At 53.3% G+C, this 22691-nt stretch carries 16 protein-coding genes; 13 read left to right on the plus strand and 3 right to left on the minus strand.

Features of this window, described 5'->3' with window-relative positions; genetic code table 11:
* The first annotated feature begins 252 nt into the window (after positions 1-252).
* The 3 genes from AC790_RS21435 to AC790_RS21445 all read left to right on the plus strand — a co-directional run bounded on the left by AC790_RS21435 (position 253) and on the right by AC790_RS21445 (position 5031).
* Positions 253-1182, plus strand: a complete 930-nt coding sequence (locus tag AC790_RS21435) for a RepB family plasmid replication initiator protein (protein WP_007886110.1) — start codon at positions 253-255, stop codon at positions 1180-1182.
* Positions 1183-2852: 1670 nt separating this feature from the next.
* A complete protein-coding gene (locus AC790_RS21440) occupies positions 2853-4052 on the plus strand; it encodes an AAA family ATPase (RefSeq protein WP_049853111.1) in 1200 nt (399 codons plus the stop codon).
* Between the two features lie 7 nt (positions 4053-4059).
* Positions 4060-5031 (plus strand): ParB family protein, encoded by a 972-nt coding sequence (locus tag AC790_RS21445; protein WP_007886113.1) that lies wholly within the window; start codon positions 4060-4062, stop codon positions 5029-5031.
* A 449-nt stretch (positions 5032-5480) separates the two neighbouring features.
* Here the strand turns inward: AC790_RS21445 and AC790_RS21450 are convergent, their stop codons facing one another.
* Positions 5481-7412: a sigma-54-dependent Fis family transcriptional regulator gene (locus tag AC790_RS21450; protein ID WP_049853112.1), complete on the minus strand. Its 1932-nt coding sequence runs from the start codon at positions 7410-7412 to the stop codon at positions 5481-5483.
* A gap of 274 nt (positions 7413-7686) precedes the next feature.
* Between AC790_RS21450 and ssuD the strand changes: the two genes are divergently transcribed.
* The 8 genes from ssuD (at position 7687) to AC790_RS21490 (ending at position 17162) form a co-directional block, all read left to right on the plus strand.
* Positions 7687-8859, plus strand: a complete 1173-nt coding sequence (ssuD, locus tag AC790_RS21455; protein WP_007886124.1) for an FMNH2-dependent alkanesulfonate monooxygenase — start codon at positions 7687-7689, stop codon at positions 8857-8859.
* 14 nt (positions 8860-8873) lie between these two features.
* Positions 8874-10280, plus strand: coding sequence for an FAD/NAD(P)-binding protein (locus AC790_RS21460; RefSeq protein WP_049853113.1), 1407 nt, complete (start codon positions 8874-8876; stop codon positions 10278-10280).
* Positions 10281-10354: 74 nt separating this feature from the next.
* Positions 10355-11749 (plus strand): LLM class flavin-dependent oxidoreductase, encoded by a 1395-nt coding sequence (locus AC790_RS21465; RefSeq protein WP_049853114.1) that lies wholly within the window; start codon positions 10355-10357, stop codon positions 11747-11749.
* Positions 11746-12765, plus strand: a complete 1020-nt coding sequence (locus tag AC790_RS21470) for a methionine ABC transporter ATP-binding protein (RefSeq protein WP_049853115.1) — start codon at positions 11746-11748, stop codon at positions 12763-12765. The genes AC790_RS21465 and AC790_RS21470 overlap by 4 nt, the downstream gene beginning before the upstream one ends.
* Entirely contained in the window at positions 12762-13460 is a 699-nt protein-coding gene (locus AC790_RS21475) for a methionine ABC transporter permease (RefSeq protein ID WP_049853116.1), read from the plus strand. The genes AC790_RS21470 and AC790_RS21475 overlap by 4 nt, the downstream gene beginning before the upstream one ends.
* Positions 13457-14332: a MetQ/NlpA family ABC transporter substrate-binding protein gene (locus AC790_RS21480; RefSeq protein WP_049853117.1), complete on the plus strand. Its 876-nt coding sequence runs from the start codon at positions 13457-13459 to the stop codon at positions 14330-14332. The genes AC790_RS21475 and AC790_RS21480 overlap by 4 nt, the downstream gene beginning before the upstream one ends.
* A gap of 178 nt (positions 14333-14510) precedes the next feature.
* Positions 14511-15944: an MFS transporter gene (locus tag AC790_RS21485; protein WP_049853118.1), complete on the plus strand. Its 1434-nt coding sequence runs from the start codon at positions 14511-14513 to the stop codon at positions 15942-15944.
* Positions 15945-15947: 3 nt separating this feature from the next.
* Positions 15948-17162 carry an acyl-CoA dehydrogenase family protein gene (locus AC790_RS21490; RefSeq protein WP_049853119.1) on the plus strand — a complete coding sequence of 405 codons (1215 nt, stop codon included), beginning with the start codon at positions 15948-15950 and terminating at the stop codon, positions 17160-17162.
* Positions 17163-17255: 93 nt separating this feature from the next.
* On the opposite strand, the gene AC790_RS21495 is transcribed toward AC790_RS21490, so the two are convergent.
* Positions 17256-18203: a sulfonate ABC transporter substrate-binding protein gene (locus AC790_RS21495; RefSeq protein WP_049853120.1), complete on the minus strand. Its 948-nt coding sequence runs from the start codon at positions 18201-18203 to the stop codon at positions 17256-17258.
* Positions 18204-18467: 264 nt separating this feature from the next.
* Between AC790_RS21495 and AC790_RS21500 the strand changes: the two genes are divergently transcribed.
* Together AC790_RS21500 and AC790_RS21505 are read left to right on the plus strand one after the other, a co-directional pair.
* Positions 18468-20525, plus strand: a complete 2058-nt coding sequence (locus AC790_RS21500; protein WP_049853121.1) for an FUSC family protein — start codon at positions 18468-18470, stop codon at positions 20523-20525.
* A gap of 15 nt (positions 20526-20540) precedes the next feature.
* Complete coding sequence (locus tag AC790_RS21505) at positions 20541-21230, plus strand: aspartate/glutamate racemase family protein (protein ID WP_049853122.1); 690 nt, start codon at positions 20541-20543, stop codon at positions 21228-21230.
* A gap of 188 nt (positions 21231-21418) precedes the next feature.
* Here the strand turns inward: AC790_RS21505 and AC790_RS21510 are convergent, their stop codons facing one another.
* A complete protein-coding gene (locus AC790_RS21510) occupies positions 21419-22690 on the minus strand; it encodes an alanine racemase (RefSeq protein WP_049853123.1) in 1272 nt (423 codons plus the stop codon).
* Position 22691: the final 1 nt, after the last annotated feature.

Here is a 22691-nt window from a genome sequence, read left to right on the forward strand (position 1 = left end):
AGTTATACAGTGAATAGATCTTAAAGAAAGATCATATAGAGATCTTAAAGAGATCCTAAGAGATCCCCGATCGTCGCAGGCCGCACCCCACAAGGCCTCAGAAGGTGATCGCGTTCACTATAATGAGTAAAGTGTCCACTGTAGTCAGTAGTTTATTCACTATAGAGAGTAGAATGTTCACTATAAACAGTGTTAATGTTCACTGTAATCAGAAAACGACCCTTTTCATCCACAGAATGAAGATCTCAGGCTATGGCAGATAAAGAGAGTGAAAACAAGGCGTTACTCGAGCCTTTTCTGTCGGTGACAAAAAACAGTGGTGAAGTTATTCAACTGCACCCAAATAAAAATAACACCGTACAACCGGTCGCTTTGATGCGCCTGGGTCTGTTTGTTCCTACATTGAAATCAACTGCGCGCGGTAAGTCCGGTGCGATGGCATCGACAGATGCGACAAAAGAGTTGAAGAACCTTTCACTGGTGAAGTCTGAAGGCTATGAAAAGATTACCATTACCGGCGCAAGGCTGGATATGGATAATGATTTCAAAACCTGGGCTGGCATCATTCAGTCTTTCTCGCGTTATCCCTCAAAGGGCGACACCGTGACGCTGCCGTTCATCGATTTCGTTAAGATGTGCGGGATCCCGTCAGCGAACTCGTCAGCAGCGCTACGTAAGCGTTTAGATGCTTCTTTGCGACGCATCGCAACCAACACGCTGTCCTTTGAAGGTAATGGCAAAGCCTATCACACTCATCTTGTGCAATCGGCGTATTACGATCGTGAGAAGGATCTGGTGCGAATCCAGGCCGATCCAAAGCTATTTGAACTTTATAATTTTGACCACAAGGTGTTGTTACAGCTGCGTGCGATTTCACGCCTCAAACGTAAAGAGTCGGCGCAAGCGTTATACACCTATCTTGAAAGTCTGCCGACGAATCCCGCGCCGATTTCACTTGCTCGTTTGCGTATGCGACTCAATCTTGGTTCAAAGACTACAACGCAGAATCACGTGGTTCGACGTGCAATGGAGCAGCTGAAAGAGATAGGCTATCTCGACTACTCGGAAGTGAAACGTGGCCGCTCGGTGTTTTTTATCATTCATAGCAGAACACCAAAACTTGATGGCATTAGCAATCTTGAAAGCATCGATTCGCTGGAAGATATCGAGTTTGAAGAGTGATGCGCTCTGTTCACTGTAATCAGTAATCGCCCATCAGCGGTGTCACTTTTTGAGCAAAAGTGACACCTGCTTTTTCCCCTTCATTCACTATAATCAGCAATCCTCGCGTCATTCACTGTAATCAGTAGTATTCACTGTAATCAGCAACTCATTGCCACATCCCATTCATCGTAAGAATATCATTTCAACGAATCCACGTTTTCATTGATGATTAGTGATAGTGAGTACTTACAAGGGCGGTTCTGCATCACGTCATACAGGCTTATATCCCTATTCTACTGTTCACAGTGAACGTCAAATACCACTAGTAGCTATGCTGATTGCAGTGAATGACGTAGACTTAAAGTATTCCTGGTTACAGTGAACCTTTAGGTGTAAGTTATTGAAAATATTATGTTTTTATTGCTTTTGTTGTCAGCGTTCATTGTAATCAGGATTTATCCTGTTGATACGAACAGTAAAAGTGACAGGGTAGGTCACAACACTGATTACAGTGAACGTTGGGCTCGTCTGCTTATTACAGTGAACATAGTTGAAGCACTCTATTAAGGACTAAAGTGTCATCTTAAAACAACGTCACGCTGCCACTGATTACAGTGAATGTTTGTCTCTCCTCCCCTGCCCTATCCGGATTTGAAGCAAAATAACCATCATCGGAATTGCATCCGTTTTACTGAATACAGTGAACGTTCCCGGCTGAGTTTCTCGTGGTAAGTTTACTGATTACAGTGAACAGCAATACCAAAACCCCGAGTTAATCCGGCCGAATGAAAGTGAAGTGCGTACTGATTACAGTGAATGTTTAACTCAACGCGCGCACGAAGCGCAGCATCCTTTTTCCGGCATTACATTCTCTGATGCAGACTGCCAAAAGATGCCCTACTGATTACAGTGAACACTCCTTATAAGAAGCAAATTCACTTCTACTGATTACAGTGAATGTTCTTCCTCGCGTCATAACTTCTACTGATTACAGTGAATGTTCTTCTTCGCGTCATAACATTTACTGATTACAGTGAATGCCCAGCTCATCTTTCCGATTTGGGTTACTGATTACAGTGAACGTTAAACCAAGCCACTTGGTTATCCACTGATTACAGTGAACGTTTGCTGGAATGGAGCTCAAAACATTTTGCTGATTACAGTGAATGTTTACTCGCGTTAGGTCGTTACCATCCTAATGTACTGATTACAGTGAACGCTCGGTTGGTCAAGGTTAAACCGTAGCGTATGTTCCAGAACGGAAGAACAAATGAGATCTCCTGATTACAGTGAATCTTTATCGGAGAATTACTGATTACAGTGAACCTTTTACTGATTGCAGTGAACGTTAGCTTTCAGCTGATAACCTCTACTGATTACAGTGAATGATTGGCCTATTTCAGTCGTAATCGCCCTCCTCTGCCTTTTCTTTAAAGCAGCAAAAGTAAGAACCCAGTTGCTGATTACAGTGAATCTTTACGTATCGAAGAAAGAACGAGCGATTCATTTCTGAGCGAAATAACCTGAAAGATTAAAACGTGATCACTGATTACAGTGAACGTTTGCGATAAGCCCATCTTAATCAAGGTGATTTCGCAGAACTTATTGTTCCTGTGCAGAAGAGATATATTTGCCTCATGTGCAGGATTTATGTATAAAGTCATAAATCCTACATGTGTGGAGCAAGTATGGCTAACGATGAGAAGCAGGTTCTGAAAGTCGCACAACGTTCAGAGCGCATGCTAATGAGCCTGACCGAACAGATTCAGGCACAGAAAGAAGAGTTGCGTGAAAACACGTTTTATCAGGTTTACGCGAAAGCGGCGTTAGCCAAACTGCCTAAATTGACGCGTGCGAGCGTTGATTATGCGGTGAATGAAATGGAAGAAAACGGCTATCCATTCGATAAACGCGCGGCGGGAAGCTCTACCAAGTATGCGATGTCGATTCAAAACATCATCGACATCTATCATCATCGTGGCGTACCCAAATATCGCGATCGTCACGCCGAAGCGTTCACAATGTTTGTGGGTAACCTGAAAGGCGGCGTGTCGAAAACGGTATCCACTGTCTCGCTTGCCCATGCTTTGCGTGCGCATCCTCATTTGCTGTTTGAAGATTTGCGTATTCTGGTCATCGATCTTGACCCGCAATCTTCAGCCACCATGTTCCTGAATCATCAGCGTTCAGTGGGATTAGTGGAAGCGACAGCCGCCCAGGCTATGCTGCAAAACGTCAGCCGTGAAGAGCTGCTCAATGAGTTTGTCGTTTCGTCGATTATTCCCGGCGTCGATGTGCTGCCGGCTTCGATTGATGACGCCTTTATTGCCTCGCGCTGGGAAGAGCTTTGTGCTGCCCACTTGCCGGAGCAGAATATTCACGCGGTCCTGTATGAAAATGTGGTGGCCAAGCTGAAGAAAGATTATGACTTCATCTTTATCGACAGCGGCCCACATCTGGATGCCTTCCTGAAGAACGCCATTGCCGCTTCAGACCTGCTGATGACGCCGGTGCCCCCCGCGCAGGTGGATTTCCACTCCACGTTAAAGTATCTGACGCGTTTGCCGGAGCTGATTGGCATCATTGAAGAGTCAGGCGCAGCCTGCCGCTTACAGGGCAATATCGGGTTTATGTCAAAGCTCTCCAATAAAGCCGACCACAAACTGTGCCACAGCCTGGCAAAAGAGATTTTTGGCGGCGATATGCTGGATGCTGCGTTACCGCGTCTGGATGGCTTTGAGCGCTGTGGTGAGTCGTTTGACACGGTTATCTCAGCCAATCCCTCAACCTATGTGGGCAGCACCGAGGCCTTAAAAAATGCGCGTTCAGCGGCGGAAGATTTCGCCAAAGCCGTATTTGATCGTATTGAATTCATTCGCCTGAACTGAGGTTATTATGAGCGCAAAAAGAATCACTATTGGCCGAACCTTCAGCCAGACACCTTTGCAAACTGAGGAGAGCGCGGATAGCCATTCTCAGACCTTCATCCTTTCAACCGGCAAGCGCGCGCTGTTCACGCTTGAACACATCACGGCGAAGGAAATAGAAGAGAAAACCTTCGTCAAGATGGAAACCAATGGTCGTGATCAGTCAGGACTGACGCCGGAATCATTGCGCGACATTATCCGCACCATCAAACTGCAGCAATTTTTCCCGGCAATTGGCGTGAAGCGCGATGACCGCATTGAAATCCTTGACGGCTCCCGTCGTCGTGCTGCGGCGCTGCACTGCAAAACCGGGCTTGATGTGTTGGTCACCGAAGTCGCTATTACCGCTGATGAAGCGCGCCGATTGGCTCAGGATATTCAAACCGCGCGAGAGCATAATCTGCGCGAAGTGGGCATGCGTCTACTGGCACTGAAAGACGGTGGCTTGTCGCAAAAGGAAATAGCGCAGAGCGAAGGCCTTTCGCAAGCTAAAGTGACGCGTGCTTTGCAGGCCGCCAGCGTACCGCTGGAGCTGGTAACGTTATTCCCCAACCACTCTGAACTGACCTATCCAGATTACAAAACGCTGCTGCAGGCCTACGAAAAACTGCAGGAAACCGGCCAAACGGTTGATGCGTTGATCGATACCATTGGTATGGATGTCGATACCGTATGCGCTCGCGATGGATTGGCAGAAGATGAAGTGAAGAATGGCATTCTGCGTCTGGTGCGCAACGGCAGCCAGACACTGATTCAATCGCCGACCAAAGACAAAACCATCGCAACTCCGCTGTGGAGCTTTGCAGATAAAGATCGCTTTGCGCGAAAGAAAACGCGTGGACGTATGTTTAGCTATGAGTTTAATCGTCAGTCGAAAGAGCTACAGGAAGAGCTGGACAGGGTAATCAACGAGACGCTCAACAAATATTTAAATCAATAATCGCAATGCCGCCCTCGGGCGGTTTTTTTTGCCCTTTTCTTTCCTTCGCCAGTCCAATTTCATCGCTAACTGTATGAAAAATAGGTTGTCGCCAACGAAATTTCAGGCTGAAATCGCCGCTATTCCAAGCCAATCAATGTCGGCTACCCAAACTCATTAACCAGTACTTATTAACTAACTGCAGGCTATTTGACCAGCTGCATGCTCAAACAACAGCAGCCAGTTTAAGAAGAGATAATTATCGGCAAGAAGGGTGAGATTTCAGCTATTCGCCCAATGAATTTCAATGTTATATATATGAATGTAAAGGGTTTTTATAAATAATTTCAGGGTGAAATCGCCAGCTTATAACGCTTAATTAGCCTGAAATCTCGTTTCCGAGTTACGTTTAGCCAGATGATATTCAATGCTTTATCCACAGAAAGCGTGGATAACTTTAACCGTGAGAATTACTCAACCAGTGATAACGCTGATGAAAACTGCCAGATTGCATCACGCACGCGAACAGGTTTATTAATCAGCCCCAACGCATAAAATCGGTCAGCAATGATCTGCTGCTCTTTAATCACTTCAAATGCCATGGCGCGGGTTTTATGACTGCGGCGCGTCAGTGCACGTTCAACCGATGCGATTTCCATCCCTAATTCAAGCGCCAGTAAAGCGGAAGCTTCGTGACGATGACTATCAATAAATAATCCCGTCTGTTGCAAAGTTTCAACCAGCTGCCTGAGAATATCATCATGCTGCTCAACGTAATCACGTCGCGCCAGATAGAACTGATGATTACGCACGCGCCCTTCACCATTCACTAAAATGCGCAGTTCTGGATTGCTTTCGGCCGCGCTAAGCAGCGGATCCCACATCATCCACGCATCAACTGACAAATAATCACTAGCGGTTAAGGGATACTTTGGCGGAGTGTAAACCACTTTAAGTTCCTCAAGACCGATTCCCGCCTCCTCCAGTAATTGCAGCAATAACCAGTGAACGTTGGAACCTTTATTAACCGAAATGCGTTTGCCGCGTAAATCACTGACGCTGCGAATATCACTATCTTGTGGCACCACAATGCCTACGCTGCTTGGCGCCGGGGGTTCCCAGGCGATATAGGTCACGGTGCTACCGTTGGCCTGTGCGAAGATCGGCGGCACTTCGCCAGTGGTGCCAAAATCAATCTCATTATTTTGCAGCGCATACAGCAGTTGCGGCCCTGCCGGGAATTCACTCCACACCACATTAATGCCCTGCTGCGCAAAGCCGTGTTCAAGGCTCTGGCGTGCTTTCAACACGCCAAGATTACCGAACTTCTGATAACCAATACGTAGTTCACGCTCTTGCGTGCCCTGCGGATCAGACACAGTTGGTGATAGCGTGACCTTGCGGCGTCCTTTAATCACACCCTGATTTGCCAGATGCGTACGTAACGTATGCCGACTAATACCCAGCAGCGTAGCGGCCTGCGTTTGATTCTGTTCGGTCATCTCCAGCGCATTATTAATCAGGCTATTGATGACACGGTCAAACAGCTGCAGTGGTTGATTACTTAGCTGCTGCTTGAGAAAGTTGTCGAGTGTGGAATCTGCAGTATCGTTGAAGCCGCGTTCACTGTAACCAGCAAGTCGCAGTTGAGCTGGTGTCAGCGTTTCTTCGCGGCTAAGCAATACGGCATTGTGCAGCGTATTTTCAAGTTCACGGATATTGCCCGGCCAGCTGTACTCAAGCAGCGCTTCAAGTGCATCAGGCGAGAGTCGACGTGCGGGACGTCCCAGCCTTCGTGCGTAGAGGGCGAGGAAATGTTGTGCCAGCAGCGGAATATCGTCACGCCGCTGGCGCAAAGGCGGCAAAGGAACCACGGCAATATTTAACCGATAAAACAGATCTTCGCGGAAGCGTCGCTCGCGTATCGCCTGAGCCAGATCCACATGCGTGGCAGCAATCACGCGCACATCCACCTTAATCGGTTTGCGTGAACCCACTCGCGTAATCTCACGCTCCTGTAAAACGCGCAGCAATTTAACTTGCAGCGATGGACTCAGCTCTCCAATCTCATCCAGCAACAAGGTGCCGCCTTGCGCTGATTCGAACCAGCCGGGATGTGATTGAGTCGCGCCGGTAAACGCGCCTTTCTCATGGCCAAACAGTTCGGCTTCAGCCAGGCTTTCGGTCAGTGCTCCGCAGTTGACGGCCAGAAAAGGGCCATGACGTCGCTGGCTGTGATGGTGAAGATAGCGCGCAACCACTTCTTTACCGGTTCCCGTCTCGCCGACAATCAGCACCGTGGCATCAGTCGGGGCGAATTTATCCAGCAGCGACTGGAAGGCCAGAGAAGCGGGATCGACAAGGCGAGGAGAATCATTAAGGTTGGCGTAAGGCGTTAACATGGCAGTGAATCCTTGAGCGAGCGTAGCACCACGCTAAATGCTCACGCAGACTAAGAACACCATGAAAAAAGCATAAGCAGTTGCATATGCAGCAATTGCTGTTGTGCCTGAGTTGCAAACGCGACTGTGAGTACATCGGGTCAAAGTGCTAACAGTCTGATATACGGCGATTTGCACGATAAAGTGACCTGGCACGCTTCCTGCTAAGAGCTATATAACTAAATAAACACTTCAAAATAATCATTTATTAATAAAGTTATATAGGAAAAGCATAATGGCCGATTCCGCGAACGATAAAATTAATGTCTTCTGGTTTTTACCGACACACGGCGATGGACGGTATCTTGGCACCACTGAAGGTGGACGCCCGGTTGATTTACCCTACTTACAGCAAGTGGCGCTGGCCGCCGACAATCTCGGCTTCTACGGCGTGTTAATTCCTACCGGCAAAAGTTGCGAGGATTCGTGGCTGGTTGCGTCGGCCTTAGCGCCTATCACCCGCCGCTTACGCTATCTGGTGGCGGTGCGTCCTGGCTTACAGCCGCCAACGCTCGCCGCGCGCATGGCAACCACGCTCGATCGTCTATCCGAAGGCCGCCTGCTGATTAACGTGGTGACCGGAGGCGATCCGATTGAGAACAAAGGTGACGGCATTTTCCTCAACCACAGTGAACGTTATGAGGTCACCAAAGAGTTCCTTGATGTCTACAGTCGCCTGATGCGTGGTGAGAAAGTGGACTACGAAGGGAAGCATATTCATGTGGAAGGGGCGGAAGTGCTGTTCCCGCCGGTACAGGAAAATGGCCCACCGCTCTATTTCGGCGGTTCCTCTGAAGCGGCAATTGACGTGGCGGCTGAGCAAATAGATACCTATCTTACCTGGGGCGAACCGCCAGCCCAGGTTGCTGAGAAGCTGGAAGTGGTGCGTGCACGTGCTGAACAGCGTGGACGAAAACTAGAATATGGCATCCGCTTACACGTGATTGTGCGTGAGACGGAAGAAGAGGCTCAGGCGGCGGCTGATAAACTGATTGCGCATCTTGATGAAGAGACCATCGCGCAGGCGCAGAAAATCTTTGCGCGTATGGATTCCGCCGGTCAGGCGCGTATGAGTGCCTTGCACAACGGCTCGCGTGATAATCTCTACATCTCCCCCAATCTCTGGGCGGGCGTGGGGCTGGTGCGCGGTGGTGCCGGAACCGCACTGGTTGGCAGCCCAGAGCAGGTGGCGGAGCGCATTCGTGAATATCAGGCTTTAGGCGTTACTAACTTCATTCTGTCGGGTTATCCGCATCTGGAAGAGGCCCATCGCGTAGCCGAACTGCTGCTGCCGCTGTTGCCACTGGCTAACGGTCAGCAGCAGCGTGAACGCACTATTAATACCGGCCCGTTTGGTGAAACCATTGGTGGCGACAAACGTCCGTCAAAACAGACAAGCGCCAGCTAATGCAGGAGAAGGCGATGGCAACGGCACAGGTAATCATTGTGGGTGGCGGCTTCAGCGGTACTGCGTTGGCGATTCATCTCGCACGTCATTCGTCATCCGAATTACTGATTACAGTGGTCGAACCGCGCGATCATCTCGGCGGCGGCGTTGCCTATTCCACGCAGGAGCCTGCGCACCGCATCAATGTGCCTGCATCACGCATGCAGTTGAGTGGTGAAGAGCAGGGCGCCTTTGATCGCTGGTATCGCGCTCAGCCTGAATGTTCACTGGATTCAGTAGCGCATTGCGCTGATGGCGCGGTCTATCCGCAGCGTGGGATGTTTGGTCGCTATCTGGCAGAACAGTTTGCGGCAGCAGCGCAAGCGCATCCGCACATCACGTTGCGCCACATTCAGGCCAGCGCGATTGCCTGGGAAGGGCAGCAGTTGTTGCTCAGCAACGGTGAAACCCTGCGAGGTGATGTGCTGGCATTAGCAATCAGCCATCCGCCGCCGTCGCTGCCGCGTGCGTTGCAGCCTTTTTCGGCGCACCCGGCGTTGATAGCCAATCCGTGGCAGCATGGCGTGTTAGATGCCATCGATCCGGCGGCATCGGTAGCGATTATTGGCACCGGCTTAAGTATGGCTGACGTGGTGGCGTCGTTGGGAACGCGTCAGCATCGTGGTCCGCTTATCGCCTTCTCGCGCCGTGGACAGCTCTCGCGTGACAACCTGAGCGGTGACTGGCCAGAATGGACGTTAGCTCCGCAGGATGTGCCCAGCGCACGTCACTGGCTCCGTCATATCCGCGCGGAAGTTGCGCGTGCAGCGCAACAACAGTTACCCTGGCAGCGCGTGTTGGATCAGGTGCGTGTGCAAGGTCAGGACATCTGGCAATCGCTGCCGTTACGCGAGCAGCAGCGTTTTGTCCGCCATTTGCGCTCGTGGTGGGATGTGCATCGCTATCGTATCGCGCCGCAGGTCTCCGCAGTAATCCGCCAGCGTCAGCAGCAAGGCAGCCTTAACGTGCAGGCTGCACGCCTGGCCGCTATTGCCGCGCGCGGTAAGCAGCTGGAGATTACACTCCGCACACGCGAGGGCGATCGCCAAACGCACCTTCTCGATCATCTGATCGTCACCACCGGCCCCGGCCATGAAGCCTTAACCGCCAGCCAACCTTTGCTGCAATCGCTCAGCCAGCTGGGTTTGATTCGCCCCGATCGGCTGGGCTTCGGTATTGATGTCGACAGTCAGTCGCAGGCACTCAACCGCGCAGGCGAGGTAAACGCGCGTCTGTGGGTCGTGGGTCCGGCGGCCCGTGCACGCTTCGGTGAACTGATGGGCTTGCCGCAGGTCGCCGATCACGCCGCCGATGTGGCGAAAAACATTTTAGAAGAACTGCAAATCGCTCAGGTCGAGCGATGTCCCCCTTCAGCGCTTTAATCTCTCAACATCCTAAAAATTAACTGACGAACGCCGGGTCGTAACACGATCACGGCCTCGCTATGGAGATTGCTATGCCATCGCAACGTGAAATTCGCTTGAACGCATTTGATATGAACTGTGTCGGACACCAGTCGCCGGGCTTGTGGGCGCATCCGCGTGACCGTTCCTGGCAGTATAAAGATCTGGAATATTGGGTGGATTTGGCGCGCCTGCTCGAGCGCGGCAAATTTGACGGTCTGTTTATTGCAGACGTGCTCGGCGTTTACGACGTGCTGAACGGCAACGGCGATGCGGCCATTCGCCAGGCGACGCAAGTGCCGGTTAATGATCCGCTCGCGCTCATCACCCCGATGGCGTTGGTCACCGAACATCTCGGCTTTGGTCTCACGGCGTCATTGTCGTTTGAACATCCTTATCCATTTGCCCGCCGCTTATCCACGCTCGATCACCTGACCAAAGGGCGCATTGGCTGGAACATCGTGACCTCTTATCTGGAGAGCGGTGCGCGCAATATTGGCCACAAAGCGCAGATCGATCACGATAGCCGCTACGATTATGCCGATGAGTATCTGCAGGTGGTGTACAAGCTGCTCGAAGGCAGCTGGGAGCAGGATGCGGTGTTACGTGACCGCGAACGCCGTATCTTCAGCGACCCGCGTAAAATCCATCCTATCAATCATCAGGGTACCTTCTTCAACGTGCCAGGCATTCATCTGTGCGAACCGTCACCGCAGCGTACGCCCGTGTTGTACCAGGCTGGTGCATCCAGCCGTGGTAAGCAGTTTGCCGCAGAACACGCTGAATGTGTATTTGTCGCTTCCCCGTCGAAAGTGTTGCTGAAGAAAACCGTCGCCGATATTCGCCGTCGTGCGGTGGAAGCTGGCCGCGATCCCTACAGTATTAAAATCTTCAATCTGCAAACCGTGATTGTTGGTGAAACCGACTTAGCGGCGCAGGCCAAGTGGAAGGAGTACACCAGCTGGGTGAGCTACGAAGGCGCGCTGGCGCTGGTATCGGGTTGGACAGGTATCGACTTCGGTCAGTATCAGCCGGATCAGGTACTGAAATACATCCACACCAACGCCATCCAATCAGCGATTGAAACCTTCTCCACCGCCGATCCCGATCGTCAGTGGACGGTGCAAGCGCTGGCGGATTGGGTGGGTATCGGCGGCTTTGGCCCATTGATTGTTGGCAGCGCAGAAACCGTCGCCGATGAGTTGCAGGGCTGGATAGAGGATACCGACGTCGATGGCTTCAACTTCGCCTACGCCTTAACGCACGAAACCTTTGAAGATGTGGTTGAGCTGCTGATCCCGGAACTGCAGAAGCGCGGCGTTTACAAAAAAGAGTACGCGCAGGGCACATTGCGCGAGAAGTTATTTGCTGCCGGTCCACAGCTGCAGGCACCGCATCCGGGCGCGGGTTATCGCGTCAAAACCTCCACGCCGCAGGAGGTTTCATGATCGAGATAGATCAGCTAAGCAAGCACTACCGCGCGCCGGACGGCCGTGTGACCGAGGTGCTGAAAGCTATCAGCCTGCAAGTACCGCAAGCCAATATCACTGCGGTGGTGGGGCCGAGCGGCGCGGGGAAATCGACGCTGGCGAAATGCATCAGCCTGTTGGAGCAACCGAGTTCTGGCAGCATTCGCGTCAACGGCAGCGATCTCTCCCGGCTGGATGGCGAAGCGTTGCGCCAGGCGCGTCGTTCAATCGGCACGGTATTCCAGTCTTCCGCACTGCTACAACGCAAAACGGCATGGGAGAACATCGCGCTGCCGCTGCACTATCTCGGCGTGGTGGAACGCGACATCACCGCGCGCGTGGGTGAACTGCTGGAGAGCGTTGGCCTCAGCCACAAAGCCAAAGCCTATCCCGGTCAGCTCTCCGGCGGCCAACGTCAACGTATTGGCATTGCGCGTGCGCTGGCGTTGCGTCCCTCGGTGTTGCTGGCCGATGAAGCCACGTCCGGCCTCGATCCTGAAGCCACCGTCACCATCCTCGATCTGCTTAAAAGACTGCGCGATGACTACAAGCTGGCGATTGTCCTCATCACCCATGAAATGGACGCGGTAAGACAAGCAGCCGATGCGGTCGCCGAAATTCGCGATGGCCAAATTGTGCAGTATGGCGTGGTGAAAGAGCTGCTGGCACAGCCGGATTCTGTGCTGGGTCAGCGACTGTTCCCGCTGACGCCGCAAGCGGGCGACGCCGAGTTGATACTACAGCTTAGCTATCGTACCGATGTGGCAGTTGCCAGCGACTGGATCTCACGCCTCAGCCAGCAGTTGGGTTTGCGTATTGACCTGCTCGGCGCGCACGTCGAGCAGGTCAATGGTCTGCAGGCCGGACGCTTGCAGGTGGGCATTCACTTCCAGCATGAGCGTGTTCCTCTGGCTCGTCTGCTGGCGCAATTAGAGCAACTGGGCTTAATCGCCAGCGTTTCGGACAGCGTGTTACCACTGAGGGAAGCGGTATGAGCGTATCAGTCATAAGTCAGGATACGCCGTGGCCAGAAATCCCGGCATTGATGCTGCCCGCACTCGGTGAAACGGCGCTGATGGTCGCCATTGTGATGCTGTTCGTGGTGACGTTCGGCGGCGTAGTGGGCGTGGTGCTGTTTAACACCTCGCCGCGCGGTCTGTTTCCACATCGCGGTATTCATCGCGTACTCAGTTGGATCGTCAACATGGGCCGCTCGCTGCCCTTTCTGGTGTTAATGGCCGCCATCATCCCGTTCACCTTCTGGCTGACCGGAACCACCATCGGCATTCCGGCGGCGGTAGTGCCGATGATCGCCGCCGGCATTCCGTTCTTTGGTCGTCTGGTGGATAACGCGCTGCGGGAACTGCCTGGCGAAGTGACGGCGGTCGGCCTGGTATGCGGCGGTTCGCGCTGGCAAATCATCCGTTCGGCACAACTCAGCGAAGCGCTACCGGCAATTGTCGCGGCGGTGACGCTCAATTTGATCTCCATGATTGAGTACTCCGCCATTGCCGGCACCATCGGCGCGGGCGGTATTGGCTATCTGGCGGTGGTGTATGGCTATCAGCGCTTCGATAACCACATCATGATCGCCACCATCGTGGTGCTGATCGCCTTAATTCAAACCATCCAGTTTCTCGGCGACCGCCTGGTTACCGCATTACGCCATCCTCAGGGGACCTCATTATGACAACACAAGATTTTGAACTGCGTAAAACGCGGCACTGGCCGTGGCTGCTACTGATTATAGTGGTCGTTGTACTGGCGGCAGGCGGCTGGTTCTGGCGCAGTCAGCAGCCGCAGGCGGTGGTATTTGGCAGCACGCTGAAAGTGCATTTTGAGCCGGCAATGGCGGGCGAACAGAAGCTGATTGAATACGTTGGCGAGCATATTGCGCCGGATTACGGCTTAAAACTTGAAGCCGTTGGTGTGCAGGATCCGGTGCAGGCCGACCGCGCGGTGGCGGATGGGCAGTATGCCGCCACGGTGTATCAGCATCAGTGGTGGCTGAAGCAAGTGGTGGATGCCAACGGCTTTGCGCTGACTTCGGCATTACCGCTGTTCCAGTGGGCGTTTGGTATTTACTCCGATCGCTACAAATCAGTGGCCGATTTACCGCAGGGTGCGACAGTTGTGGTGCCGGATGACGGTGCTAATCAGGGCCAGGCATTATGGCTGCTGGCGCGTCAGGGCTTAATCACGCTCGATCCCAACGTGGAGCCGCGCACCGCCAGGCTGAAGAATATCGTCGGCAATCCACACGGTTTTGTCTTTAAGGAGCTGGATTTGTTGACCATGCCGCGCGCGCTGAACTCGGTAGATGCGGCGATTGGCTATGTGTCGCAGTTCGATGCCGGTAAGGTACCGCGCGAGAAAGGTATTCTCTTCCCGCCTGCGCCGCGCACCTTCGCTTCGCAGCTGGTGATTGGTACGCCGTATCTGGAGCAGGAAAATATCGAGAAACTGAAAAAAGCCTTCTCCGATCCGCGCGTTCAACAATGGCTTAAGACCACCGACGATCCGCTGGTAAAAGGGGTGCTGGTGCCGGTTTCGGCTGACTAATTTCCCTCTTATTTCTACCACCCGGACTCGCCATGCGCGTCCGGGTTTTTCTGTTGCCTGATTTTAATTATATTATTGATATATATGTAATTTAATATCAATAAATGTTGTTTTGGCTCTACAAATTAAACGCTTATAACAACCTCTCCTGCACTACAAAACAACAACGTGAGGCGTTATGAGTTCTCTTCCTTTAGAAAACACCTTACCGGTTTCTGAACCGGTGCGTTCGGTCAGTGACGTGGCAAGACTGATCAACACCCGCAGTAAAACCAATAACTACGCGCGCATGATTGTGTTCCTCGCGCTTGGGGGCGTGTTTCTTGACGCCTACGATCTCACCACGCTTTCTTACGGCATTGATGATGTGGTGCGCGAGTTTCAACTCTCGCCGCTTCTCACCGGGTTGGTAACGTCATCGATTATGGTCGGCACCATCGTCGGCAATCTGGTCGGCGGCTGGCTGACGGATAAATATGGCCGCTATTCGGTGTTTATGGCCGACATGCTGTTCTTTGTCGTCTCGGCGATTGCGGCAGGATTAGCGCCAAACGTCTGGGTGCTGATTGGTGCGCGCTTCCTGATGGGCGTTGGCGTCGGAATCGATCTGCCGGTGGCGATGTCGTACCTGGCGGAGTTCTCCAAATTCGCCGGTAAAGGCAACAAAGCGGCGCGACTCGCCGCATGGTGCCCAATGTGGTACGCGGCATCAACGCTGTGCTTCCTGCTGATCTTCGCGCTCTATTTCCTGCTGCCAAAAGAGCATCTTGACTGGCTGTGGCGCGCATCACTGCTGTTTGGTGCGGTGCCAGCGCTGCTGATTATTGCGGTGCGCAGCAAATTTATGAACGAATCGCCGCTGTGGGCAGCTAATCAGGGCGATCTCAAATCGGCGGTGCGCATCCTGCGCGATTCTTACGGCATTCATGTGCATGAAGCCGAACCAGAAGCGCCGCCTACTGCAGCTGCGCCAAAAGTGAGCTTCCGCGTGCTGTTCCAGAAACCGTGGCGCGAACGCACCATCGTGGCGGGCGTGATGAACATCTGCATCTCTTTTGAATACACCGCGATTGCCTTCTTCCTGCCGTCAATTCTGGCGCAGTTCCTGGGGGCGGGCGTGTTCGAAACCATCTCGGCATCGCTCGGCCTTAATGCGCTGTTTGCCTTTACCGGCGGACTGCTCGGCATGCGTCTGGCGTGGAAATATCCCTCTCGTCATGTGGCGATTACGGGTTTCGCGCTGCAATTCTTTGCGTTGATTGCGCTGGCATTGATTGGCCATCCAGAAGCGATTGCCGGGATTGTCTTCGCCGTGCTGATGCTGGGCCTATGGCTGTTTGCCGAAGGTTTTGGTCCGGGCGCACAGCTGATGGTGTATCCGGCGCTCTCTTATCCAACCTCTATTCGCGCCACCGGCGTGGGCTTTAGCCGTGCGCTCTCCGGCATTGGTAGCGCGCTGGCGCTGTTCATCCTGCCGATGCTGCAAGCGGCGCTAGGCACCAATATGTTTTGGGTGGTGTCGCTGGCGGCAATCATTCCCATCTTCTTCCTGCTGGCGGTGCGCTACGAGCCAACGCGCCATGACATTGACGAACTTTCACATCAGGAGTGAACCATGAGCTTACTTGCAACAGGAACCGATTATGACGCGCTGGCTGCGCATTTCCGTCCGGTGTTTGCACGCATCGCCGAAGGGGCGGTGGCGCGCGAGCGTGAACGCAGGCTGCCGCATCAGCCGATTAGCTGGCTGAAAGAAGCAGGATTCGGCACCGTGCGTATTCCAAAAGACCAGGGCGGTTGGGGCGCATCACTGCCGCAGCTGTTTCAATTGTTAACTGAGTTGGCGGAAGCGGACTCCAATCTGCCGCAGGCGCTGCGTGCGCATTTTGCCTTTGTCGAGGATCGGCTTAATCAGCCTGCCAGCCCGGAACGCGATCGCTGGTTCCGCCGCTTTATTGATGGCGAGCTGGTGGGCAGCGGCTGGACGGAAATTGGCACAGTAAAACTGGGCGAGGTGAACACCCGCGTGACGCCTGGCGCTGCGGGTTGGACGTTGAATGGCGAGAAGTTTTATAGCACCGGCGCCTTGTTCGCCGACTGGATTGATGTCTATGCGCGCCGCAACGATAATCAGGGAGATGTTATCGCTCTGGTGAACACTCACCAACCCGGCGTGACGCGTGAGGACGACTGGGACGGTTTTGGCCAGCGCTTAACTGGCAGCGGCACCACGCGTTTTGACCATGCCCATGTCGAACAGGAACACGTTTACGATTTCGCCACGCGTTTTCGCTATCAGACCGCGTTCTATCAGCATGTATTGCTCGCGACGCTGGCAGGGATTGGACGCGCGGTGGCGCGGGACGGTGCGCAGGCAGTGGCTGCACGTCAACGGGTTTATAGCCACGGCAACGGCGGTGTCGCGCGTCAGGATGCGCAGATTCTGCAGGTGATCGGTGAAATCACCAGCCTGGCGTTTGCGGTTGAAGCCACAGTGATCCGCGCGACACATTCACTGCAATCAGCATATGTTGCGCATGTGAGCAGCGATGAAGCGCAGATTGCGGCGGCGAATGTGCTGGCCGAAGCCGAAGCGAGCCAGGCGCAAGTCATCGCCAGTGAATGGGTGACGCGCGCGGCAACTGAGCTGTTTAACGCTTTGGGTGCATCCGATACCCGCGTCAGCAAAGCGCTGGATCGCCACTGGCGCAACGCGCGTACCGTATCGTCACACAATCCGGTGGTATACAAGGCGCGCGATATCGGCAACTGGAAAGTGAATGGCGCTGCACCCACCAGCGTCTGGCAGATTGGTCGCGGAGAGGGCTGATAACAGCGGGTGCGCATAAATGCGCACCCTACGAAAACCTCGCTCAATAACCGCAGGGCCGCCACACATGGCGACCAGCTAGTTTGTGATCACTTACTTCTTATCCAGCGACCAGGTCGCGCTGCGTACATCCACTTTTACCGGCAACAAGCCTACACGCGTAAAGGTGTCGGCTAATGCCTGCTGCTCAGCAAATACCTGCGGTGTCATGCGCGATGCGCCGTAAGGCAGACGTTTGATGGTGGTTTGCCAGATGGCTTTATCCAGGCCGGTTGATTTCGACAGAATGGCAGCGGCTTCGTCCTGGTTCTTATTCGCCCAATCGCTGAGTTTGCTGAGCTCGTCCACCACTTGCTTCGCGGTATCAGGATGGCCTTCGGCAAACGGACGGCTGGCAAGATAGAAGGTGTAATGCGGGACTAACCCTTCGGCGTTGCGGATTTCACGCGCATCGGCGTTCGCTTCCACTTCTGCAAGGTACGGATCCCAGATTACCCATGCATCAATCGCACCTTTCTGAAACGCCGCGCGGGCATCGGCTGGCGGCAGATAAACTGGCGTGACATCCTTATAATTCAGTCCAGCATCTTCTAATGCTTTCACCAGCAGATAGTTCACGTCGGAGCCTTTATTCAGGCCAACACGTTTACCTTTTAAATCGGCAACGGTTTTAATCGATGAATCTTTTGGCACCACAATGGCTTCGGTTTTAGGGTTGGCGGGTGAATGGCCAAGATAGATTAAGTCGGCTTTGGCTGCCTGAGCGAAAGCGGGTGGGGCATCGCCGGTAGCGGCCAAATCAATGCTGCCCACGTTTAATCCTTCCAGCATCTGCGGACCCGCCGGGAATTCTACCCAACGAATATTGATGCCTTCTTTTTTAAAGGTTTCATCCAGCGTGCCGCGATATTTCAGCAAGGCAAAGATATTGGCTTTTTGATAGCCGATAGTGACGGTTTCTGGCTTAGCGGCAAAGGCGTGTGCGGAGAGCAGGCCAACGCTGAGGGCTAATGCGCTCAGGACAGGAAGTTTTACTTTCATGATGTTTCTCTCGTGGTTTTTTTGCCACCTTAGCAAAGGCCTTATATAACCAATAAATAACTAATTTCGATCGCTTATAACTGATTTTTATGTGATCCAGATCATTCACTGCAATCAGTATTCCACGCAACAAGGCGCAGATATTTCCATAGATGCCCATATAATTAGCACGGTAATAATTTGTATAACAAATCAAAATGCCATTGCGATAAGCTTCTGTCAGGATAAGTAATTCCGCTGCCTGCATAAGGTGTTACTTGTTCTATGAAGTGGTTTTCACGAAGCGCAGTGCTGTTCTCTGCCAAAACCTGTCTTGCTGCCTTTCTGGCTTTTTATATCGCTCTGGAACTCAATCTCGATAAACCGGCCTGGTCACTGACTACAGTGTACGTTGCCTCACAGCTTTATTCGGGGTCGACAGTATCGAAATCGATTTTCCGCTTCTTCGGCACCGTGCTGGGCGGGCTGTTTACCCTGTTGATCTATCCCGCTACGGTGCAGGATCCGCTGCTATTTAGCCTGTGTATCTCGCTGTGGGTGGCGGTTTGCCTCTATCTTTCACTGCACGACCGCACGCCGAAAAGCTATGTGTTTATGCTGGCAGGCTATAGCGCGGCGATCATGGGCTTTCCCGACGTGGTGTCGCCCTCGGCCATCACCTACACGGTGATTTCCCGTATTGAAGAGATCACCGTGGCGATCATTTGTAGCAGCCTGGTGCATCGGCTGCTTTGGCCGGTTTCGATGCGCAATTTGTTAGAGCAGAGCGTCAACCTGTGGTTTCAGAACGCGCGCAAGCTGTGCAGCGAACTGGTCACGGTGATGCCGGCCGATAAGTCAGTCGAGCGCGAAGATATTCTGGTGCAGATGGCCAATTATCCGCTGAATGTCGAAACGTTAATTACCCATTGTGTCTATGAAGGCGATGCGGCTCGGCGGCTGGTGCGCTTAGTCAGCGTACAGTATCAGCACCTGTCGTATTTCATTCCTACGCTGACAGCGATTGAATCGCGCCTCAATCTGCTGGCACAGCAGCAAATCCGCTTTCCTGACTACATCGCCGAGGTGTTCCAACAGTTCTTGCTGTGGCTAAATGGCGAGGATCAGCTGCCGGTGCGCGATAAGCTGACTGGCGCGCAACAGCAGCTGAAGCAGGCATGGCAACAGGGCAGGCTCAACAGCGAAGAGAGCATTCTGCTGATGGGTTTGCTGGAGCGCTTGCTCAATTTTGTGCGCATTGTCGATGCCTATCAAAGCGTCAGCGAGCGCGTAAGTGAGTGGACGCCAGCGGTGAAAGCCGGAAAAATGGCGCGCGCGCACAAACACGTTGATAAAGGCTTGCTGTTGCTGTCGTCGTTTACCGCCTTTATCGCCACGTTTGTGACCTGCGTATTCTGGATTGGTAGCGGCTGGGTTGATGGTGCCACCGCGCCGATGATGGCGGCCGTGCTCTGTTCCTTCTTTGCCGGAATGGACAGTCCGATTGCGCCGATGAAGTTGTTCCTTAAAGGTGTGTTGATCTCGGTGGTCATCAGCCTTCTCTACATCACCCTGCTGATTCCGCAGGCGGTCACCTTCGAAGCGCTGGTGATCTGCCTTGCGCCGGGTTTGCTGGCGCTGGGCTTGGTAATCGCCAATCCGTCGACCAACCTGATTGGTTTGATTGTCGCCACGCAAATTCCAGGCTTGATTGGCATGAGTCACAATTTCAAACCCGATCTACAGCTTATAGTGAACGCTATTCTCTCGACGCTGGTGGGCATCGCTTTCGCGGTGGTGATTACGGCGCTGATCCGCAACAAGCGTCCGTCGTGGACCGCAAAACGCGCGGTGCGCAAAGGTATACGCGAGCTGCTGCACTTTATCGCCACGGTACGTCTAAACAGCGTCACGCTGACAGCGCGGCAGCAGTTTGTCTCGCGCACGCTGGATAAGGTCAACATTATCCTGCCGCGTAAACGTGTCGATCCGGTACCGGAGCTGATCTCTGGTGGCAATCTGATTGCTGAAGCCTGGTTGGGGGCGAACTGCTATGACTATTACACACGTCATCGCGAGCTATTACTTGCGCATCACATTGAGAGTGCGGCGATGTTTCATGAATTAAGCCAGTTTCTTAAACGTCGGCTGAAGTCGTTACAAAGCGTGCCACAACCAGAATTACTGGCGGAATTGAATACGCTGCTACTGCGGCTGGAGGCGGCGGCAATGCAGGAGAATTCGCTGTTTGCGCCGATGTTCCACCTGTTCAATATCCGCCTATCGCTGTTTCCCTCAGCGCGCTGGCCGGAAATCCCGTACAGTGCTGAGCAGGATGTTTAAAACGGAGTTAAGCAGATGAAAGTGATCGGATTAATTGGCGGGATGAGCTGGGAATCTACCGCGCTCTATTACCGCATTATCAATGAACAGGTAAAACAGCAGTTGGGCGGTTTGCACTCTGCACGCAGCCTGATGTACAGCGTCGATTTCCATGAGATCGAAAAGTTGCAGGCCGCGGGTGAATGGCAAAAGGCGGGTGAAATTCTGGCAGCTGCCGCCATTAGCCTTGAGAAGGGCGGGGCGGATTTCATCGTGCTTTGCACCAATACTATGCACAAAGTGGCGCAGCAGATTACAGATGCGGTGAATATTCCGCTGCTGCATATCGCTGATGCTACGGCGCAGCGTATTCGGCAGGTTGGTGTGAAAAAGGTGGGTTTGCTGGCGACAGCGTTCACCATGGAGCAGGAATTCTACAAAGGTCGGCTTCATCGCTCGGGAATTGAGGTGTTGGTGCCTGAAGCAGCAGAACGCAAAGTGGTGCACGACATCATCTATCAGGAGCTGTGTCTTGGCGTGATCCGCAACGAATCGCGGGCGCGTTATCGCGAGATTATCGCTGGGCTGGTGGTGCAAGGTGCCGAAGCCATCATTCTCGGATGCACTGAAATCACCCTGTTGGTGAAGCCCGAAGATGCCAGCGTGCCGCTGTTTGATACCACGTTGATTCATGCTGAAGATGCGGTAAAGCTGGCGCTATCGTAGGGTCGTCATTCATGGCGTAATGCTTGTCAGTTAGAGATGAAAACCCCTATCGAGCGCACACATTGTAGCGGCGCCATTCATTGCGCGATTAATCGCGCCGCTACGCAATGTGCGGTGTGTTGATGCGGCGCTTCACTGATCGGTAGCAGGCGATTCATGGCGACCTGGTTAACTACCGATCAATCTCCTCAAAATGCTGTTTCCAGTGAATCTGTGACGCAATAATCATCATCCACCAGCGGCAGATAGCGCCATTTATCGAAGGCAGTGCACGGATGCGAAATACCGCAGCCTACCCAATCGCCGACTTGCAGCTTTTCGTCGTCTGGCAGCAGTAAATACGCGTGTTGATCGTTAACGTCGCTGATGCGCAGGTGAGTCGCCGCGCGCGGTGCACTGCCATCGGCATTCCGGATCCATAAAGGATTGGGTAAATCCTGGTCGAAAGGCACATCGCGACGACCAAAATCCACGAAGGCTAATCCCGGTTCGGGACGTGATAACACGCGGCCCCAAATCTCGAGCGCAGCGTCAAAATGATGGCTTGCGCCCGGCTGGGCAAAGGGTGCAATGCGTGCGTACAGTCCGCTATCGTGCGCCATATAAGCACCGGAGCGAATCAGCGGCGTCATCGGCAGCGGCAGTTTGGCGGCAGTAAAACACGCTGTCACCACATCAAACCAGGCACCGCCACCGGCGCTGAGAATAATATGATCGCTGCTAAATAGCTGCTTTTCGGCCAGCAGTTCTGCAGTAGCGATCATCATCTGGCAGTAATCTTTGACTCGCTGAATACCTGCCGCATCGCGCCCTGCGCCCAGCGCGCCTTCATAACCGGCTACGCCAACCAGCTTGAGCGCAGGGCAGGCGGCGATGGCTTTTGCGATCGCCACCGCGTCCTGCGGGGAACGGCAACCGGTACGCCCGCCGCTGACTGACATCTCCAGCAGTACCGAGATCTGGCTATCGCCAAGATGTTGTGCCAGCAGTTTTACGCCTTGCAGTGAATCGACGTAGCAGAGGAAACCGTGATCGGGATGCTGCCGTTGCCACTGCGCGATCCAGCGAATGCCCGCCGGATCGACCAATTGATTGGCAAGAAACACATTTCGAATGCCGAACTGCCGCAGTGCACGCACCTGCGCCGGCGTTGCCGCCCCCAAACCCCAGGCGCCGCCTTCGGTGATAGCGCGGCGTAGAATGGCCGGAGACATCGAGGTTTTACCGTGTGCAGCCAGCAGCACACCGTTTTCGCGGCAGAAGGCCGCCAGCTGACGCAGATTATTCTCCAGCGCTGACTGCTTCATGATCATCAGCGGAGAAAATACCGCATCGCTGCTCAGCACCGCTGTACCGAGAGCCAGCGGCGTATCGCCGGCGCCGGCTACCGATTTAAAACGGGGGGCGGGCTGTTGTGCATCGAGCAAACCTTCTGCCTGCAGTGGAAAACGAATCGACATA

This window comes from Pantoea sp. RIT-PI-b (genome assembly GCF_001187905.1).
Lineage (GTDB): Bacteria > Pseudomonadota > Gammaproteobacteria > Enterobacterales > Enterobacteriaceae > Pantoea > Pantoea nemavictus.

Bases quoted from the DNA above. Each gene is read 5' to 3' on its own strand.
- AC790_RS21435 (WP_007886110.1), top strand. From the start codon at position 253: ATGGCAGATAAAGAGAGTGAAAACAAGGCGTTACTCGAGCCTTTTCTG.
- AC790_RS21440 (WP_049853111.1), top strand. From the start codon at position 2,853: ATGGCTAACGATGAGAAGCAGGTTCTGAAAGTCGCACAACGTTCAGAG.
- AC790_RS21445 (WP_007886113.1), top strand. From the start codon at position 4,060: ATGAGCGCAAAAAGAATCACTATTGGCCGAACCTTCAGCCAGACACCT.
- AC790_RS21450 (WP_049853112.1), bottom strand. From the start codon at position 7,412: ATGTTAACGCCTTACGCCAACCTTAATGATTCTCCTCGCCTTGTCGAT.
- ssuD (WP_007886124.1), top strand. From the start codon at position 7,687: ATGGCCGATTCCGCGAACGATAAAATTAATGTCTTCTGGTTTTTACCG.
- AC790_RS21460 (WP_049853113.1), top strand. From the start codon at position 8,874: ATGGCAACGGCACAGGTAATCATTGTGGGTGGCGGCTTCAGCGGTACT.
- AC790_RS21465 (WP_049853114.1), top strand. From the start codon at position 10,355: ATGCCATCGCAACGTGAAATTCGCTTGAACGCATTTGATATGAACTGT.
- AC790_RS21470 (WP_049853115.1), top strand. From the start codon at position 11,746: ATGATCGAGATAGATCAGCTAAGCAAGCACTACCGCGCGCCGGACGGC.
- AC790_RS21475 (WP_049853116.1), top strand. From the start codon at position 12,762: ATGAGCGTATCAGTCATAAGTCAGGATACGCCGTGGCCAGAAATCCCG.
- AC790_RS21480 (WP_049853117.1), top strand. From the start codon at position 13,457: ATGACAACACAAGATTTTGAACTGCGTAAAACGCGGCACTGGCCGTGG.
- AC790_RS21485 (WP_049853118.1), top strand. From the start codon at position 14,511: ATGAGTTCTCTTCCTTTAGAAAACACCTTACCGGTTTCTGAACCGGTG.
- AC790_RS21490 (WP_049853119.1), top strand. From the start codon at position 15,948: ATGAGCTTACTTGCAACAGGAACCGATTATGACGCGCTGGCTGCGCAT.
- AC790_RS21495 (WP_049853120.1), bottom strand. From the start codon at position 18,203: ATGAAAGTAAAACTTCCTGTCCTGAGCGCATTAGCCCTCAGCGTTGGC.
- AC790_RS21500 (WP_049853121.1), top strand. From the start codon at position 18,468: ATGAAGTGGTTTTCACGAAGCGCAGTGCTGTTCTCTGCCAAAACCTGT.
- AC790_RS21505 (WP_049853122.1), top strand. From the start codon at position 20,541: ATGAAAGTGATCGGATTAATTGGCGGGATGAGCTGGGAATCTACCGCG.
- AC790_RS21510 (WP_049853123.1), bottom strand. From the start codon at position 22,690: ATGTCGATTCGTTTTCCACTGCAGGCAGAAGGTTTGCTCGATGCACAA.